14 protein-coding genes are annotated in these 17,957 nt (G+C 55.6%); 11 read left to right on the top strand and 3 right to left on the bottom strand.

Going from position 1 to position 17,957, the window contains the following annotated elements:
• Positions 1-251 precede the first annotated feature (251 nt).
• Both D7M11_RS33520 and D7M11_RS33515 read right to left on the bottom strand, forming a co-directional pair.
• Positions 252-2,069, bottom strand: a complete 1,818-nt coding sequence (locus D7M11_RS33520) for an ABC transporter ATP-binding protein (RefSeq protein WP_120751636.1) — start codon at positions 2,067-2,069, stop codon at positions 252-254.
• Positions 2,066-3,811, bottom strand: coding sequence for an ABC transporter ATP-binding protein (locus D7M11_RS33515; protein WP_120751635.1), 1,746 nt, complete (start codon positions 3,809-3,811; stop codon positions 2,066-2,068). Before D7M11_RS33515 ends, D7M11_RS33520 begins: the two co-directional genes overlap by 4 nt.
• 416 nt (positions 3,812-4,227) lie before the next feature.
• Between D7M11_RS33515 and D7M11_RS33510 the strand changes: the two genes are divergently transcribed.
• The 8 genes from D7M11_RS33510 to D7M11_RS33475 all read left to right on the top strand — a co-directional run bounded on the left by D7M11_RS33510 (position 4,228) and on the right by D7M11_RS33475 (position 14,753).
• Positions 4,228-5,949, top strand: coding sequence for an ABC transporter ATP-binding protein (locus D7M11_RS33510; RefSeq protein ID WP_240041426.1), 1,722 nt, complete (start codon positions 4,228-4,230; stop codon positions 5,947-5,949).
• Between the two features lie 12 nt (positions 5,950-5,961).
• Positions 5,962-7,749 carry an ABC transporter ATP-binding protein gene (locus D7M11_RS33505; RefSeq protein WP_120751633.1) on the top strand — a complete coding sequence of 596 codons (1,788 nt, stop codon included), beginning with the start codon at positions 5,962-5,964 and terminating at the stop codon, positions 7,747-7,749.
• Positions 7,750-7,998: 249 nt separating this feature from the next.
• The gene (locus tag D7M11_RS33500; RefSeq protein ID WP_120751632.1) at positions 7,999-8,277 is read left to right on the top strand and encodes a DUF2277 domain-containing protein; all 279 of its coding nucleotides are present in this window, start codon (positions 7,999-8,001) and stop codon (positions 8,275-8,277) included.
• A gap of 155 nt (positions 8,278-8,432) precedes the next feature.
• On the top strand, positions 8,433-8,750 hold the full coding sequence (locus D7M11_RS33495) for an antibiotic biosynthesis monooxygenase (RefSeq protein ID WP_120751631.1): 318 nt from the start codon (positions 8,433-8,435) through the stop codon (positions 8,748-8,750).
• A gap of 322 nt (positions 8,751-9,072) precedes the next feature.
• A complete protein-coding gene (locus D7M11_RS33490) occupies positions 9,073-10,452 on the top strand; it encodes an extracellular solute-binding protein (RefSeq protein WP_158606974.1) in 1,380 nt (459 codons plus the stop codon).
• A 26-nt stretch (positions 10,453-10,478) separates the two neighbouring features.
• Positions 10,479-11,804 carry an ABC transporter substrate-binding protein gene (locus tag D7M11_RS33485; protein ID WP_120751629.1) on the top strand — a complete coding sequence of 442 codons (1,326 nt, stop codon included), beginning with the start codon at positions 10,479-10,481 and terminating at the stop codon, positions 11,802-11,804.
• Between the two features lie 193 nt (positions 11,805-11,997).
• Positions 11,998-12,978 (top strand): Gfo/Idh/MocA family protein, encoded by a 981-nt coding sequence (locus tag D7M11_RS33480; protein WP_120751628.1) that lies wholly within the window; start codon positions 11,998-12,000, stop codon positions 12,976-12,978.
• Between the two features lie 161 nt (positions 12,979-13,139).
• Positions 13,140-14,753: a DUF5050 domain-containing protein gene (locus tag D7M11_RS33475; protein ID WP_147433540.1), complete on the top strand. Its 1,614-nt coding sequence runs from the start codon at positions 13,140-13,142 to the stop codon at positions 14,751-14,753.
• A 124-nt stretch (positions 14,754-14,877) separates the two neighbouring features.
• On the opposite strand, the gene D7M11_RS33470 is transcribed toward D7M11_RS33475, so the two are convergent.
• Entirely contained in the window at positions 14,878-15,654 is a 777-nt protein-coding gene (locus D7M11_RS33470; protein WP_120751626.1) for an alkaline phosphatase family protein, read from the bottom strand.
• Between the two features lie 267 nt (positions 15,655-15,921).
• On the opposite strand from D7M11_RS33470, the gene D7M11_RS33465 reads away from it, so the two are divergent.
• The 3 genes from D7M11_RS33465 to D7M11_RS33455 are packed head-to-tail and all read left to right on the top strand — an operon-like array spanning position 15,922 to position 17,919.
• Complete coding sequence (locus tag D7M11_RS33465; protein WP_120751625.1) at positions 15,922-16,368, top strand: hypothetical protein; 447 nt, start codon at positions 15,922-15,924, stop codon at positions 16,366-16,368.
• Between the two features lie 12 nt (positions 16,369-16,380).
• A complete protein-coding gene (locus D7M11_RS33460) occupies positions 16,381-16,782 on the top strand; it encodes an HIT family protein (protein WP_120751624.1) in 402 nt (133 codons plus the stop codon).
• Between the two features lie 6 nt (positions 16,783-16,788).
• On the top strand, positions 16,789-17,919 hold the full coding sequence (locus D7M11_RS33455) for a DUF4303 domain-containing protein (protein WP_120751623.1): 1,131 nt from the start codon (positions 16,789-16,791) through the stop codon (positions 17,917-17,919).
• Positions 17,920-17,957: the final 38 nt, after the last annotated feature.

Raw genomic sequence — 17,957 nt, 5'->3', positions numbered from 1 at the left:
ATGTTGGAGTTGTCCTTTTTGGCGGATTCCCGGAAAAAGTTAATGTAAAATAAAGTAATGAAATGAATTTTTCCTCAATTCAGCACGACCTGACATAGTGTGATAGAGTCTTTGCAACGCTAGTGGCTTAAACATACTTTATTTTACCAAATCCGCTATTTTAAAGGGGGATAGCAGGCCCTAAAGACTGCTACTTGTAAATATCCGCACGTGGCAACATACGAATCACGCCATCGTAACTCTGCTCCGCCTTAGACGTGCAGGCGGCTTTCCGCTGCGGGCTCTCCCGCCTTAGCTTCCGTTTCCTCATCGCCGGAGGTCGCTTCCCCTTGCCACAGCAGCTGCATTTCCGTGCAGGTCGCGAGCAGCTCGTTCAGCGTTCCCTCGGCTTCGATCCGGCCGTCCTTCAGCACGATGATGTGATCGGCCCGCGCAAGCGCAGCGCGGCGGTGGGAGACGGCGATACAGGTGACATCCCGCTCGGTGAACAGCCGCTCCCAGACGAGCTTCTCCGTATGCACATCGAGCGCGCTGGATAAATCGTCGAACAACAGCAGATCGGCCTCCGTTTTCATCATGCGGGCGGTGGCGGCGCGTTGGATTTGGCCGCCGGACAGCATGACGCCCCTCGGGCCGACGAACGTATCGAGCCCTTTTTCCAGATCGTGCAGATCCTTCTCCATCACTGACAGCCGAACCGCGCGTTCGAGCGATGCCGGCGTTTCCCGGCTGCCGAGCACGATGTTGTCCCGCAGCGGGTCGCTGAACAGCCGCGGTACCTGGGGCGTATAAGCCGCTTTGGGCGGTATGAGGAAGGTCGCCGGATCGTCTACCGTCCTGCCGTTCCAGCAAATCGTTCCGCCCGACTTCGGCAGCAGTCCGAGCAGCGTCCGCACGAGCGTCGACTTCCCGGAACCGATTCGTCCGGTAATGACGAGAAATTTGCCCCGCTCGATGGAGAAGCTGATGTCCGCGATGCCGTTCTCCGAATCCGGGTACGTATACGAGAGGCGTTTCACCTCCAGACGGTGCAGCCGCTCTTCGTCCGTCTTCACGGGGATCGGCACTTCCGGCGGATCGTCGTACAGATGAATGTCGCGGTGCTCGATCACGCGGTCCTCCTCGCCTGGACGGAACAAGACGCGCATCCTGTCAAGCGCGACGCGCAGCCGTTTATGCTGGAACACCATGTAGCCGAACAGGGCGATGCTGTTCGCGAACATGCTCAGGTATGATGTGAACAGCGCGAAGTCCCCGACCGTGAATCGGCCGGCGCGCATCTCCGAAGCGCACATAAGCAGAATAAGTCCGGTGCAAATGTTCAGCACGTGCTGATTGAGCGACCGCATCCATTGCTTGAACAAATTGTCCTGAAGCGCGGCTTTTCTGCGGTCCTCGTTCAGCTTGACGAACCGTTTCAACACGTGATCCTCCGCCTGTCCGAGCTTGACCGCCTGAACGGCGCCGAACGTTTCGGCGATGAAGCCGGTAATGCGACCCGTCGCTTCGCGGTTGAGCCGGCTGTACAGCCTGGCCCGGTTGCCCGACAAATTGTTGAGCAGCGTCACGGCGATCAGCGGGACGATCGCGACCGCGGTCACCTGCCAGTTGACCGAGGCCATAATCGCCACGGCGACGACGGCGAATATAAGCCGCCCCCAGAAGTCGACCCACGATTCGACGTACTCGACCACTTCGTCCACGTCTTCGCGGAAGCGGGTCATCGCCTCTCCGGGCGATGCCGGCGTGTTGCGGCCGGGCCAGCGCATGATGCCCGCCAGCATGTTCGTGCGCAGTATCGCCTGCATGTGGTAAATGTACGTTACCCATTCGAAGAAGGCGACGAAAAAGACACCGACGCGCGTCAGTCGGACGAGCGCCACGAACGCCAGCGGGGCGGCGAGCCATAAGTAATTTTGCGAGCCGCCCGTCGCACGGTCGAAAAACCACTGCATCCCAAGGCCGATAAGAAGCGGAATCGAGTGGAACACACCCCACAGCAGGCCGTTGACAATAAATAACGTAGGACGGAAACGCACCATTTCCCTTATAAAACGGCCGACGGTCATGCGAGTTCCTCCTGTCTGTTCGTGCGAAGCAATTGGGCGTAACGGGAAGACGGGTCGCGCGCGAGCCGCTCTCTTTCCCCGAATTCGGCAATGCGCCCGTCATCCAGCACCATAATTTTGTCCACCCTCTCGAGCGTCGCCAGGCGATGGGCGATGATGATGCCCGTGCAGCGCTCCATCAGCTGATCGACGGCGGCATGAAGCGTGGATTCCGTAGCCGCATCGAGCCGGGACGACGGCTCGTCGAGAATGACCAGACTTGGCTTGGTCAGAAAGACGCGGGTCAGCGCAAACAGCTGCGCCTCTCCTGCGGAGAGCGAGGCGCCTCCGGCGGCGAGATGCGTATCCAGTCCTTGCGGCAGGCCGTCAACCCAAGGCTTCAGCCCGAGCCGTCCGATCGTCTCGGTTATGTCGCGGTCGGTCACGCCGGGATCGAACAGCGTCAGATTGTCCCGCAGCGTTCCGTCGAACAGCTGCACGTCCTGCGTCACCATGCCGACCCGGCGGTACAGCGCCTCGAGCCGCAGCTCGCGGATGTCGACGCCGCCGACCCGGATGACGCCGCCGCTCAAGTTGTACAGGCGCAGCAGCAGCCGGCTGATGCTCGATTTGCCGCTGCCGGTACGGCCGACGATGCCGAGCTGCTCGCCGGGCGCAAGCGCGAAATGAATATCGTGCAGCACTTGTTTATCCGGATTGTAGCTGAAGTGCACATGCTCGAACTGGACTCCGAGCGCCCCGTCCGGCAGTGTATCGCCGGCTCCCTCGGCAATTTCGCTCTCCCTGGACAAAATCTCCCGGCAGCGGCGCATGCCGGACTTGGCTTTCTGGAACTCCTGCATCTGGTTGCCGAGCTGCTCGATGGGATCGTTCAGCATTTGCGTATATTGAAAGATGAGGAACAGCGCCCCGAGCGTTACTTCGCCGCTCAAATAGTTGTAAACGCCGAGCATCAGCACGGCCGTCATTCCGAAGGTGAACAGGACGACCGTCGTGTTCCACGGAACGACGCGCATCATCCACGCCCTGCGCCCTCTTTGGAAGACGGTTCGCATCGCCCGTTGAAACCGGTTCATGACGTAAGGCACGGCACCGCTCGTCTGCACGTCCTCGATGCCCGCAATCCGCTCCTCGATAAGACCGTACATGCGGGCGCTCGCTTCCCGTTCCTTCTGCGAAGAGGAGACGCCCATATTGCGGATAACCGTCATCGCGCCGATGGAGAACAGCGTAAACACCGCCATGACTAGGGCGATCGGCCAGTTATAGGCGAACATGAAGCCGAGAATGCCGGTCAGCAAAATGAAGCTGCCGACGATCTGCACGATAAACATAGCGAAAAAGTTAGACATGCCGGTGACGTCGCCGTCGATCCGCTCGATCATTTCGCCCGGCGTCTTCAAATTGTGGAAGCGCATGTCGAGACGGAGGCAGTGCCCCATCAGGTCGGCGCGAAGCCGGTTCGTAGCCCGCCATGCCACGTCGTTGCCGAGATAGCTGAGCGCTACCGCAATCAGCTGGTTCAGGACGGAGACGACGAGGAACACTCCCGCCAGCCCAAGCAGACCGGAGACGGCTCCTTGCTCCGCCGCCGTATCGATGAACCGTTTCACGATTTGCGGATTAAGCAGCTGAAGCACGGTCGTGACGAGCAGCAGCAGCAGAAGCAGCAGCATCCGCCCTTTGACGGGCGCGATGTAGCGGAATAGCCAGGTGATCGATATCGATTTGTTTTGTTCCATAAGTTTCCCCTTTTCCAAACAAAAGCTTTGCCACAGGCGAAAAACTCCAGGCCGAAACGCCCGGAGTGTAAGTGCCGGATACAACCATCCCTGCGAGCAGCCGCGGCTCCCCGTTCTAGAGAGCGCTTCGCGCCAGGAAACCACTTTCGCCCGGTGGCGGCCCGGCGAACAGGTCGGACTCGGCTACCTATGCCGTACTTGTATCCCCATCATACACGAAAAGGCGTGCAAATGGAGGGAGAGATTGACTAAAACCAAACTTTGGAGAAGCCAAGAAGCGAACGTATGTGCTATAATGGAAAGGCGATTCCTGATTCTGGAATCGGGAACTGTTCGGCGAGGATTTATCCATGTGAAAATGTAACGGTTATACCTACGGGGAGAGGTGAACGTTTTTGGCTTTTGTAAGACGGTTAATGTGGTTTTTTCGAAGCCGGCGGGCCCATTACGGGCTTGCGATCGGCCTCATGACGGCCGTCAGTCTGCTCACGACGGTGCCGCCGAAGCTGATCGGCAATACGGTGGACCATATACGCAGCGGGGACCTGAGCGCTGCGGAATTAAGCTCGACCGTACTGCTGCTTGTCGGACTGGCGCTCCTCATGTACGTGATGGTGTATGTATGGATCACGACGCTGTTCGGCAATTCCGTGCTCGTCGAGAAGCTGCTGCGCGGCAAATTGCTCGCCCATTTGACGAAAATGACGTCCGCGTTTTTTCAGCGGAACAGCACCGGGCAATTGATGGCGCTTGCGACGAACGACATACTGGCTATCGGGAATACGGCCGGTTATGGCGTTATGACCCTTGTCAACACGCTCGTGGGGGCGTCCGTCGTGATCGTTACGATGATTGCATCGATCAGCTTCAAATTAATGCTGGCGGCGCTCGTGCCGCTGCCGTTTCTAGCCGTCGTCATCAGCAAGCTGGGCAAGAAGGTGCGGTCGCGGTTTATGGAGGCGCAGGCGTCGTTCGGCAAAATGAACGATCACGCGCTCGAAGCGATTTCCGGTATCCGCGTCATCCGCTCCTATGTGCAGGAGGAGCACGATTTGACCGCCTTCCGCGGCGTTACGACAGACGTGATGCATAAAAACAGGCGGGTAGCGCTCGTTAACGCGCTGTTCCAGCCGCTTATCTCGCTGATCGTCGGCGTCAGCTATTCGATCGGCATGGGCTACGGCTCCTATCTCGTATTTCAGCATGAAATTACGCTCGGGCAGCTCATTTCGTTCAACATATATCTCGGCATGCTCATCTGGCCGATGATTTCGTTCGGCGAGTTCATCAATGTGCTCCAGCGCGGGAGCGCTTCCTCGGATCGGCTAGATACCGCCCTCAGCGAGAAGGAGGACGTGCCGGATACGGATTCCCCCGTACAGGTGGACGTCCCGACCCGCATCGAAATGCGCAAGCTGAGCTTCTCCTATCCGGCCGCGACGCAGCCGAGCCTGAACGACATTTCGTTTACGCTGGAGCGTGGAGAGACGCTCGGCATCGTCGGACGCACGGGCAGCGGCAAAAGCACGCTGCTGAAACAGCTGCTCAGGCAGTATCCGGTGCAGCCGGATCGGCTTCTCATCGCGGATACGGGCGTAGAGCATATCACGCTGGAGCAGATGAAGCGGTGGGTCGCTTACGTGCCGCAGGAGCATCTGCTGCTGTCCAAATCGATCCGCGACAATATCGCCCTCGGCAAGCCGGATGCGACGGATGAGGAGATCGCCGCGGCGGTGGAGATGGCGTTTTTCACGGACGATATCGCCCAAATGCCGGAAGGGTTCGGCACGATTATCGGCGAGAAGGGCGTCATGCTGTCCGGCGGACAGAAGCAGCGTCTTGCGATCGCCCGGGCGCTGCTGGTTGACTCGGAAATCTTGCTGCTCGACGACTGCTTATCCGCCGTCGACGCCAGGACGGAAAGCCGGATTTTGCACCATATTCGCCGCCAGCGCGCAGGCAGGACGACGCTGATCGCCACGCACCGCCTGTCCGCCGTTAGCCATGCGAACTGGATCATCGTGCTGGACGAGGGGCGGATCGTGGAGGAAGGCACGCATGACGAGCTGATGCTGCACGGCGGCTGGTACAAGGAGCAGTGGGAGCGCCAGCAGATGGAAGCGAGCCTGGAACAATGAAAGGAGCCTGTTATGTCCAAGCCATCAACGACGAGAAGACTTCTCGCGTATGCGCTAGCGTATAAATTCAAAATCATCGGCGCGCTGCTAATTCTGGTCTGCGCGGTCGTCGCCGAGCTGGGCGGGCCGTACATTACGAAAACGATCATCGACCGGCATCTGTCCGCGGATGCGGGCGATCTGGGCGCCGTGCTCGGGCTTATCGCGCTTTACATGGCGCTGCTTGCGGTCGCCGGGCTCGGCAACTTCACGCAGTCGTACATGCTGCAATCGACGGCGCTGCGGATTATTCAGAACATCCGGATGGACCTCATGCGGCATATTCACCGCATTCCGCTGCGCTACTTCGACAATACGCCGATCGGGCAGGTCGTGTCCCGGATCGCCAACGATACGGAAGCGGTGCGAGACTTGTTCATGAGCTTTATGGCGACCTTTGTCGTCAGCTTCGTACAGCTTACGGGCATCTTCGTCGCCTTGTTCATTCTTGACGTCCGGCTTGCGCTGTTCTGCCTGCTGCTGCCGCCGCTGTTCGCGCTCATCATGGTCGTTCATCTGAAATATTCGAAGGGCTATATCTCCATCATGCGCGCCCGCCTCAGCGACATGAACGCGATGATTAACGAGTCGATCGCCGTCATGCCGATCATTCAGGCGTTCCGCCGGGAGAAGAAGACGATCCAGGAGTTCGAGGTGCTGAACGAGGATCGGTATGTGAATCAGGTCAAGCAGTTTCGCGTGTTTTCGCTCTCCTCCCGCAACATTGTCGGAACGATCGGCAGTCTTGTGACGGCGGCGGTCGTCTGGTATTTCGGCCGCGAGTCGCTGCAATCGGCGATTTCGTTCGGCGTTTTTTACGCCTTCATCGATTATTTGGGCCGTATTTTCCAGCCGATCATCGGCATTTTCGATCAGCTTACGAATGCGCAGCGCGCTTTCGTATCCGCCGATAAGGTGTTCGCGATTATGGATATCGACGGCGCGGAAGTAGAGAAGGTGGACGGGGCGCGCCGGCCGGAAGGAAAGGTGAAGTTCGATAACGTCACGTTCGCGTACAAGGAAGGGGAGCCGGTGCTGAAGCGGATTTCGTTCGAAGCCCGCAAAGGGGAGACGGTGGCGCTTGTCGGGCATACCGGATCGGGCAAAAGCTCGATCATGAACCTGCTGCTCGGCTTTTACGAGCCGCACGAGGGCGCTATCACCATCGACGGCCGCGATATTTCGGCGATGTCCAAGCAGGCGCTACGTAAGCATATGGGCATCGTGCTGCAGGACCCTTATCTGTTTGCAGGCGACATCAAATTCAATGTGAGTCTGTATAACCCGAACATCTCGCTGGAGCAGGTGAAGCAGGCGCTGAAGGACGTCGGGGCGGCGCCGTTCGTCGAGCAATTGCCGGGCGGCTATGACGAGCCGGTGATCGAACGGGGGAGCACACTGTCATCCGGTCAGCGGCAGCTCATTTCCTTCGCCAGGGCGCTTGCGTTTGATCCATCGATTCTGATTTTGGACGAGGCGACGGCGAACATCGACAGCGAGACGGAAGGACTCATCCAGCGAGCGCTCAAGGTTGTCAGTGAAGGGCGGACAACGCTGGTCATCGCGCACAGGCTGTCCACGATTCGTGGGGCCGATCAGATACTCGTGCTGCATCGCGGCGAGATCGTCGAACGGGGCAATCACGAGGAGCTGATGGCGCTCGAAGGTCGGTATTACAAAATGTACCGGCTGCAAACGGGAGAGCGGGCTTCCTCCGATACGCAAGTGGGCGGCGCGGCATTCGGCGCCGTACAACCGTAAAGCAGGTTGCGTTAAGGTAGCATGATTTGGGGGTGGAGGGTAGCGGAACTTTTTGTTCCGCTATGGGCCGGTCCGGCAGTGGGATGCACCGCTTAGCGGAAGTTTCGGTTCCGTTAAGCTCGGTCCTCAGTGTTCGCCACCCCGCATACAAAAGCTACCGCTAAAACACGAATGCACTTCGTCGAAAGACTTCGATCCGAAGCTTTTGGTATAATATAAACCAAGAAAGCAAGGAAAGGAGAATCGCGAATGTGCCGAAACATTAAAACGCTGTTCAACTTCGATCCGCCCGTGACGGATGACGAAATTCAAGCGGCAGCGCTCCAGTTCGTACGCAAGCTGTCGGGCTTCAATACACCGTCCAAGGCGAACGAGGCGGTATTTCACCAGGCGGTTCGGGACGTGACCGAGGTAGCCCGGACGATGCTCGGATCTCTCGTAACGAATGCGGAGCCCCGCAGCCGGGAAGTAGAGATCGAGCGTGCCCGTGCCCGTAATTTGAAGCGGTTCGGCGGAACGACGAAATAAACCGGAGCCCGTTCGAACCGTTGCACCCGCCTTAACAGGGCGGGTATTTTGCATTCCTTCTTTAATTCTGCTTAACCGGTTTATTTGACAATGATAATCATTATCATTATCATATATAATGGAGGTTGATAGGATTTGGAGAGGAGCTGTGCGTATTGTTCGTTCAGATGAGGAAAACGATCGTTACCGAAGGAAACGCCGAGCAGGTCGTCAACCGTTTTAGCGGAGAAGGCATTATCGAGAAGCAGGAAGGCTTTGTCGATCTGACCGTTATGGTGAAAAAGGGACGGAGCGGCGATGAAGAAGTAATCGTACTGATCCGCTGGGAATCGGAAGAGCATTGGAAAAACTGGGAGAAAAGCGAGGCGCATATTGCCGGTCATCGGGCGAGCCGCGGCAAGCCGAAGCCAGAGTATGTCGTCAGCTCGGAAGGCGGACTGTACGATGTGAAAGCGGTCAAGAAGAAAGCCTGATTCATCGAAAAGCGCGTAGCGGAGGGAGCTTCGAAGGCATTTAGACATGCCTGAGGTGCTCTCTTTTTTGTTGTCATTTAACTGGTTCATAAAATTATTGATAATATGACAATTGACTCATTAAAATAAAGTTGACGATCCGGTTTTGGTCCATTAATATGAGGATTATAGGAATGGTTTGGCGTTGTTTTCGATACTGATTCATAATATTATTTAATTTTAAAAATCAGTAATGGAAAGAGCGCCGAAGGGAGGGCGAATCGCCATACACTCATGGTAAGATGGAAAGAAACCGCCTAAGCGGAGCATGGAGAAAAAAACGATGAGAAGAAGACCAACGAAAGAGCAATTTCATCGCCAATTGGAGCAAATGGTCAGCACGTTGCGAAATGAAATTATAGAGGGCGGCTTTAAGCCGGGCGATAATCTGCCTTCGGAGAAGGCTTTGGTGACAAGATTCGGCATGAGCAACAATTCCATTCGCGCCGGACTGGAGCAGCTTGTAGAGGAAGGCTGGATCGAGAAGGTTGCGCGAGTGGGCAACCGCGTCGCGGCTACCCGCCCTCCTGTGAAACTGAGGCTGGTTTGTCATCAGCTGGCGTTCCGCAATTTGGAGCTGGCCCGGCTGCTTGAAGGTTTTCATCGCAAGTACCCCTGGATTTCGGTGCAAACGGTGTTGCAAGAAGGGACTGCGTCGATCGACCCGGCATACGGAGGATTCGCCGGCGATGTACTGATGCTCGAAAATTATCAGCTGCAAAGTTTATCCGAAAATGCTTCGTTTGATCTGCTGGAGCCACTGGCGGAGAAGCCCGACTTGTACCCGCATATTTCCCGGCTGTTCACCATTCGCGGACATTTGCTTATGCAGCCGCTCATCTTTTCGCCGATCATGCTCTGCTACAACAAGGATCATTTTCGCGAGAACGGCATGTTGGAGCCTGACGGCAGTTGGACGTGGGACGATCTGATGACCGCAGCCGAGAAGCTGTCGGACGGCAAAGGCCGGTACGGCTTCTGCTTCCACGTGCCGTCGCAAAACCGCTGGCCCGTCTTTTTGCTGCAAAGCGGGGAACGGTTCGAATGGGAAGGCGGACAGCTGCGAGATCTTCGCGGCACGAAGCTGCTCCGCAGCATGGAGATCAGCAAGCGCATCATTCATAACCGCAAGGCGTTTCCCTTGTTTTTGTCGGAAAGTCATGAGGACATCGACCGGATGTTCCTCGAAGGCAAAGTTTCCATGACGCTCAGCAGCTATATGGGCATGAACGGCTGGAGACAGTCGGACATCGAGTTCGATATTTCGCCCGTTCCCACAATTGAAGAAATGCGAACGCTCGTCATTTCGCTCGGTATCGGGATTGGCCGTCACAGCGTGCACAAAGAGGAGGCGCTGCTGTTCATCGACTATTTGACGTCAGGCGATGCGCAAAGCGTCATTCGCGATCGTACGTTCAGCCTTCCGAGCCTGGGCACGGCGTACATGGACGCTAGCCTCGCAAGCAGCAGCTCGGGGCATCGTCCGTCCAGATATTTGATGTTCCGCGAAATTATGTCCTCCTTGCGGTCTCACGGCGATTTGAACATTTCGTACAATTCGCTTCGGAAGCTCGAGAAGGAGCTGAAAGCATACTGGGCCGATTTGCTGGATGAAGAGGAACTGTGTGAAAGACTCGGCAAACAGTTAACGGTTATAACCTAAATATATGGATTCGGGGGTTGATCGGAATGAAGAACAAGATCAAGCTGATAACCGCAGCCACGGCGATGGTGCTGGCGGCGACGGCGTGTTCCGGAGGAACGAAAGACGCGGGAACGCAAACGGCCGGCGATGCAGGAAGCAAGGCGCCTGAGAAGAAGGAGCCGGTGGAGCTCGTATTTTACTCGCAAGTGGCCGACTACGACGCAACCTTTATGGATACGTTCGGCAATATGATTCAGAAAAAATTCCCCCACATCACGGTCAAACATCTCCCGGCGGGCGCGAACAAGGTAGCGGACGTCGTCGCCTCCGGGCAAACGATCGACGTCCTGTTTATGTCGATCGGGCAGGCGGACACGCTGACGACATACGGCTACCAATACGACATCTCCGACATGATCAAGACGAAGAAGTACGATTTGAGCAAGCTGGAGCCGTCCACCGTAGAGCTGCAAAAAGGGTTTGCCAGCGGCGGCATGTATGGCCTTCCGGTATTTACGAACACGCTTGGCCTGTTCTACAACAAAAACTTGTTCGACAAGTTCGGCGTCGAATATCCGAAAGACGGGCTGACCTGGGATCAGCTGAAGGATATGGCGAAGCGTCTGTCGCGGTCCGAGGGCGGCATCGACTACAAAGGGCTCGTGATGTCGTCGTCCGCCAATATCGTGCTGAACCAATACTCGGCGGCGTATCTCGACGCGGCTACGAAAAAGTCGGTATTTACGTCCGAGCAGTTCGGCAAGGCGTTTAATCTTCTGACGAGCGTGGCGCAGATTCCGGGCAACGGTCTGAACGCGCAGACGTGGAGTCTTGCCGCCCAGCAAAAAATGTTTTTCCAGGACCAGTCGGCCGCGATGCTGCTTCACTTTGTCGTTCTCGCGCTCTCGACGCTCAAGGATCAGTTTAATTGGGATATCGCTACATTCCCGCAGCTGGCCGATAAGCCCGGCGTCGGTCCGCAATCGTATCCGACCTATTTCTACGTTACGAAGACGAGCAAGCACAAAGAAGACGCTTTTGATGTAATCGCTTACATGACATCGGAGGAATTCCAAAACAATCTGGCCCGCAAAGGCATGCTGCCGATCCTGAAAGACCGGGTGGCGGGTATGAGCCAGTTCGGCCAGGAAGTGCCTCTGCTCAAAAACAAAAACGTCAAGGCGCTGCTCCCGGAAAAGTTCGCCCCGTCCGCGCTGACGAAGGTGGAAATCGTAAGAGGACAAAGCCCGGGACATACTGCGTTTTTCGATGCTTACCAGAACGTCGTGCTCGGTACGAAGGATACGAATACGGCGCTTCGCGAGGCGGGCGAGAAGCTCGATAAAAGTCTGGCCGATTTGCTGAAATAACCCGTCCGGCTTGCATATGATTCGGCTTGTTGCCGTGTGGGACAAAAACGAAGCTGCCACCCGCCTATTCCGTTTCGTTCGACGAGCTGCAGGTAACCGCGGCGCAGGAAAGATGGGTTAGGTACCAATGCGTGAGCGCCGGCCCGAAAAGTCCGGCGTTCGTTTTTTTGGCTAAAGAGAGAGGGAGAGAAGCATGCAAACATACAAAGCGGCTGTCATCGGTGCCGGTATCATTGCCAAAATTCATATGAGGACGCTTCACGAAAACGAGTATACGAAGCTGGCTGCGGTCGCGGATATCGACGAAGAGCGGGCGCGAGAGCTCGGGGAGGCGTACGGAGCGAAGCCTTACGAGGATTACCGCCGCATGGTCAGCGAGGAGCGCCCGGATATCGTCGTCATTACGCTGCCGCATTTTCTGCACAAGGAGGCGGCGATCTGGTGCGCCGAACAGGGCTGTCACGTGCTGCTGGAAAAGCCGATGGCGATGGACGCGGCGGAATGCGCCGACATTAATGCGGCGGGAGAACGCTGCGGCGTCGTTATTTTCGTCGGGCATATGCAGCATTATTTCCCGGCGGTTGTGAAGGCGAAGCAGATCGTCGAATCGGGGAGCCTCGGCAAGCTTGTTATGATTAACGACCGGAGGCATCATTTTTACTATCCTGAGGAACGTCCGGCCTGGTTTCTGGATCGGGCCCGATCCGGCGGAGGCGTCGTCCGCAATCTCGGCAGCCATTCGATCGATAAAATCCAGTGGCTTACGGGCAGCCCGGTGACGAAAGTAAAGGCGGATGTCTCCTACTACGGCGATCGCGGAGACGTTGAGGGCAGCGGCCTGCTGTACCTCCAGACCGCCTCCGGCGTACCGGCCGTCGTCTCGTTATGCGGCTACCGGAATGTGTCGGTCAACGAGACGGAGCTGCTGTTTACCGGCGGCCAGCTCAAGCTGGACGGGCAGCAATCGCTGTGGATCGGCGGAGCCGGGCGCGGCTACGAGCCGGTGGAGCTCGGCGAGCTGCCCGAGCCGTTCGCCGCTCAGTGGAGCGACATGCTGCTCGCCGTTTGCGGCGGCAGCGGCCGGCTCGCCTCCGGAGTTTACGGGCAATCCGTCGCCGCCGCCGTGGATGCGGCGTACCGTTCGCATGAGACGGGCTGCGAGCAGCTTGTTTGACCGATGGGACCCTTGCAGGGTCCCATTTTTCGTTTGCCAAAAAACGGCTTACAGGAATACCGAACAAGCCCGCCCCATAAAATGTTGGGATCATTTTGAACTTTCGCCAAAAATAAGCGTCTATAAGAGAAGTGTTACCTAAGGAGAGGGGACGTTAGTTGGTGAGAAGAAAATGGGCGGGCTGCGCGGCCGCACTTGCTGTAATCTTCAGTTTGCTTGCTCCGGCTGTGGAGGGCAGGGCTGCCTCGACGGGAGTTCGGGTGAGCTTACCGGATTTTCAAGTATCGCTGAACGGGCATGCGGTGGATCAAACGTATCGCGAATATCCGCTGCTCGTTTACAAGGATATTACTTATTTCCCGATGACGTGGAGCGACTCGCGGCTGCTCGGGCTGGAGGCTGCATGGACGCCGGAGAGCGGTCTTCGCATCGCTCAGGGCCCGGTAAGCTCTCCGTACGTATCCTACCAAGCCGATCGTCGCAATGCGGCTTCGTACAACGCGGAAATCTCGGGTTCAGCGATTACGATTAACGGCAAGTCGATCGATAATTCGAAGGAACCGTATCCGCTGTTGAGCTTCCGGGATGTCACTTACTTTCCGCTAACCTGGCGGTTTGCGCATGACGAATTCGACTGGGAATACCGCTATGATGACGCCAGGGGATTGGACATTCGCTCCCGCAACCCGCAAATTCTGATTCCGGACCTGCCTACATACGCAAGCGACAACGAGGTTGCCTTGTATAAAGGGTATTATTACTTTGCCGAAACGGCGGCGAGTACGAATCAGGTGTACCGGACACCCCTTAAGAATCCGTCCGAAAAAGAACTTGTTTATTCGTACGAGTTTCTTGCCGGAAACGATTTTCCGAGGAAAACGATCCATTTCCGAATTCTCGATAACGAGCTTTGGTTTTCCTATTTTTTAGGCTCCAATCTAATGGGGTCGAATACGTATGTAAAAGTGAACGAGGACGGGAAAGGCGAGAAGAAATTCAAATTTCACGGCTATACCGATTTCAAAAAAACGCCTTACGGCACCTTGATCATCGCGCTCGGTCCCAATTCTCCCGGAGGCAATAACTTGTCACTTGCAGCGCCGGGGCAAAACGATGAGCGCGGGAAAACCGTAGGAGATTCGCATATGTATTACAGCCGGTATGTAAGTACCGGCAATTCCGGCTACATCGTTGACGGCATCGGCACCGGCGATTCCGCTGAGGTAGTCGGAGACGATATTTATATAAGGGCAACCAAAGTCGCGCCGGATGGCTACAGTGACTTGAACCAAATTTACAAAATCGATTTGCAGACGAACGAAACGGAGAAAATCGTCAACGCGGGAGTGAGCCGCTTCCGGATTTTGGGCGAGAAGCTGTATTACGTCAAGGATACGGACAATGCCTTATACTCGTCTGCTCTGAACGGAACAGGGGAGCGCAAGCTATCCGAAAACGCGGTATCCTGGTTCGACGGAATAGACGATAAGGTGTATTACACAACAAGCGCTGGCGACGGGAAATACCGGCTGTACCGGATAAATCCGGACGGGGATGATACGCTGGTATTGCAGAGTAGTCTTGACGGCGTTCAGGTTTTGAATGGGAAAATGGTGTGCCGGCTCGATGAGAAAGAGGAGTACAGAACAATGGTGCTGGACGGCTCCGGCCGCCTGGTGCTGGCGATGGCAGACCCGATCTCGCGCCTGCTTGCGTCCGACGATGCGATTGTATTCACGACTTCGGGTGACCCCGACGTCAAAGTGATCCGCTAACGACTCCTCCCCCGGTCGTCACGGCTGGTCCTGACGGTCGGTTTTGGATAAGAGTTGATGTGTGTAAGCAATAGGACCCTTGCGGGTCCTATTTTGCTTCAGTCTTCGGGGTATGCTTATCCATTCACACGAGGCTGCGCCCTTCCCAATCCGAATTGCTCTGCACGCCAAGAAGCTTCGCGATCGTCGGAGCGATGTCGATAATATTGGCGGCTGGAATAACCTTGCCTGCCTCCAGCGACGGACCCTGCATAAGCAGCGGAATCGTCATATCCTCCGGCATATTCGTGCCGTGGCTGCGGTTATGTCCGCCATGGTCGGATGTGACGATGACCGTATACGACTCCGGAATATGCCGCGCCGCCTTCTCGATGCAAGCCCAGGAATCGTACACGGACCGGATATACGGCTCCGACATCCAGCCGTGCTTATGGCCCACTTCATCGACTAGACCCAGATACAGGAAAGTGAAGTCGGGAAGCTTGTCGTTGATGTATTCGATCGCCCGATCGGTCAGCACGCGGTTCGTTTCCTCGTACGTGTAAGCGCCGCCGGAAATAAAGCAGCTGTGAGCGAGCGAACCGGGGCGGGATAAGTCCCGAAGCTCCTCCCAGTTGTAAAAGAAGCCGCTTACTTTGCCGCCCGCCTTAAGCTGCTCGAAGAGCCCTGCGATCGGACGCACCTGCGGAGCGTATAGGTTTTGCAGGATGCCGTGGCGTTCCGGCGGGACGCTGTGAAACAGCGACATGTGGCATGGCAGCGTAACGCTGGGCATCACCGTTTGCGCGTCCAGCGTGTAGCTTCCCTTCGCTTTCATTTCCTCGATGAAAGAATGCCCGGATATCTCCAGACTATCGGGACGCATCCCGTCGACGAGAATCAATAGTACCTTTTCGCTCACTGGAATCACTCCTGTTTTTGAATGCACTATTAAAATACAATCAAACGCAAAAATTCACATATAAATACAAACTCAATATAAGGTTTGACCTTTGCGGCTGTCAACTATATTTTTCACGCGTTTTTTTCTTTGGTATCGATAAACGTTTTTCTTATCGAAAATTTCCGGTCCGGTCTTTTACCTACATATGGTAAAATGTATAAAACATTGATGACACCGGACGAGGTGGAACGACATTCAATCACAGCCTATAAGGAGAAATGAAGGATGCAGCCTATTTCGCCGGAAGAAGCACGGTCTTACGGTATGGAAACGAAGCACGACCGGATGGATAACGGGGAGCTAAGGTTCAGGCTCGGTTGCTCGGCGGACGGAAGCTCCTACTGCCGCACTGTCGCCTCGGAAAGCGGCGCCTGGCAAAACAGCCATTACCATAAAGGCGTGTCGGAGCTGTACGTCGTGCAATCGGGCTGGATCGCCTACGCCGAGCTGAATGAAGGCGAGTTCAAGCTGGAGCTGCTGCGGCCCGGGGAGAGCGTAACGTTTCGTCCGCTCGTTCACCATAATCTGTATTTGTCGCCAGGCTCGGTCATTCATACGATTAAATACGGCACCGCGTACGAGAACGATTGGTTTCCTTCGCCCGAGCTTAACGAGAGGACGAAGCATTTGGCGCCGGAGGCTCTTTTTGCGATTGGGTCGGCGGCGCGATAGGGGGTAGCCTCGATGAACGAATGTCCTTTTTGCCATATAAAAGAAGCGGACGGGCAGCGTATTGTTTTCGAGAACGAATATTGCCTGTTTCTCCAGAAAGAGAGCGAGCAGCTCGTTCTGGAAGGATGCGGACTTATCGTGCCGAAGGCGCATAAGGAAAATGTGTTCGAGCTGTCCCGTGAGGAATGGAACGCCACCTATGACGTTCTACAGCAGGTCAAGGAGCTTCTGGACAACGGCCATTCGCCCGACGGTTATACGCTTGGCTGGAATGTGGGCCGCGTATCGAATCAAGAAATAAGCCACGCGCATTTCCATGTTATCCCGCGTTTCCGGGACGAGCCTTATGCAGGCAAAGGACTCAGGTATTGGATCAAGCAGAAGGAAAATATGCGGCCGGGCAGGAAGGAATGAACAAGAATGTACACGTATTACTCCAAGCTGGGACGAATGATCGAGGGAAAAACGCCGCTGAGTCAAGAGGGATATTATGTCCTTAGCGAAGAAAACTGCGTTACCTATAGCTCGGTAAAGCCGGAGTCGGCGGAACTGATAACGGTGGATCGATTCACGGAGGCGCTGGTTCAGGGATGCAAATCCATTATACATTCATTTGCAAACGGCCCTGATAACAAAGAAGTATACGTGTTTAACTTGAATGCGGACGAACATAGTAGCATTTTCATCTACATGAACACAATCCCGCGATTCGAGGAAACACTGGCCGGATACCGGAGCCGGTATGGAGAAAAGTATAACGACTTTGGTGAAATAAACAGTCTGAAATACAACCAAGGCGACTTCGACTTTCAATTTTGGCCGGAGGGGGAGCCGGGGCGAATCGTCGAAGCTTTCGAGACCATTGCTTATGGCGCCGATGACGCCGATGACGCCGAACAAGCGGACTTCGATGAGGAGGAGGATAAGCCGGTTTTCGCATTCGAGGCTGGCGTTATCCGAGACGGCTACTATGCGATCGCGCTGAAGGCGGTGCGTCTTCTGATCGAGGAGAATGCCTTTGCCCCTCTGAATAAAACGGAAAATTTCATCGTATTTGCATCTACGGGGAACGATTATTTGGATTATGGTACGGTCATGCGCAAAACGATTGCACCCGAGTTATTATACGGTGTGTTTCCCGATCTTAGGGAAAAAGACAGGCAATTTGAGCAAGAGTTGGATCAAATCCGCCATCTGCCCATCAGCGACTATTTGAACCATTGGATTCCAGCGGTCCATAGCTCATACACCTCGGTTTCGCCTTACCTGTACGACAAGTCCGAATACGATATATTCCTCCAGTTGGAGCGCTTCGGGAATGAACTGGCCCAGGAATGTTTGAATCGACTGGAGCAATTGGATTACGGGCGGGAGTTATCGCGGGAGGAATCGGACCTTCTGTACTACTATGCGGAGGCGCTGCATTTTTCGGGAGAGCTTACGAGAGAACAAAAGGAGCAATGTCTCGAATTGGCTCGGATGATGGGGCAAGCCGAGGATGATTTGGCGGACATCAGTAAGGAGATGGCGGAGATCGCGAGTAAGTCGTAATACTGTCATATTCAGCTTTTCTAAAGTGAAATGAGGTG

This window comes from Paenibacillus ginsengarvi, from assembly GCF_003626695.1.
GTDB classification, from domain to species: domain Bacteria; phylum Bacillota; class Bacilli; order Paenibacillales; family NBRC-103111; genus Paenibacillus_AB; species Paenibacillus_AB ginsengarvi.
This window is presented reverse-complemented; position numbering and strand designations above follow the sequence as displayed.

Coding starts and splice junctions, on each gene's coding strand:
- D7M11_RS33505 (WP_120751633.1), top strand. CDS start 5,962: ATGTCCAAGCCATCAACGACGAGAAGACTTCTCGCGTATGCGCTAGCG.
- D7M11_RS33465 (WP_120751625.1), top strand. CDS start 15,922: ATGCAGCCTATTTCGCCGGAAGAAGCACGGTCTTACGGTATGGAAACG.
- D7M11_RS33480 (WP_120751628.1), top strand. CDS start 11,998: ATGCAAACATACAAAGCGGCTGTCATCGGTGCCGGTATCATTGCCAAA.
- D7M11_RS33490 (WP_158606974.1), top strand. CDS start 9,073: ATGAGAAGAAGACCAACGAAAGAGCAATTTCATCGCCAATTGGAGCAA.
- D7M11_RS33520 (WP_120751636.1), bottom strand. CDS start 2,069: ATGACCGTCGGCCGTTTTATAAGGGAAATGGTGCGTTTCCGTCCTACG.
- D7M11_RS33455 (WP_120751623.1), top strand. CDS start 16,789: ATGTACACGTATTACTCCAAGCTGGGACGAATGATCGAGGGAAAAACG.
- D7M11_RS33485 (WP_120751629.1), top strand. CDS start 10,479: ATGAAGAACAAGATCAAGCTGATAACCGCAGCCACGGCGATGGTGCTG.
- D7M11_RS33460 (WP_120751624.1), top strand. CDS start 16,381: ATGAACGAATGTCCTTTTTGCCATATAAAAGAAGCGGACGGGCAGCGT.
- D7M11_RS33515 (WP_120751635.1), bottom strand. CDS start 3,811: ATGGAACAAAACAAATCGATATCGATCACCTGGCTATTCCGCTACATC.
- D7M11_RS33500 (WP_120751632.1), top strand. CDS start 7,999: ATGTGCCGAAACATTAAAACGCTGTTCAACTTCGATCCGCCCGTGACG.
- D7M11_RS33510 (WP_240041426.1), top strand. CDS start 4,228: ATGTGGTTTTTTCGAAGCCGGCGGGCCCATTACGGGCTTGCGATCGGC.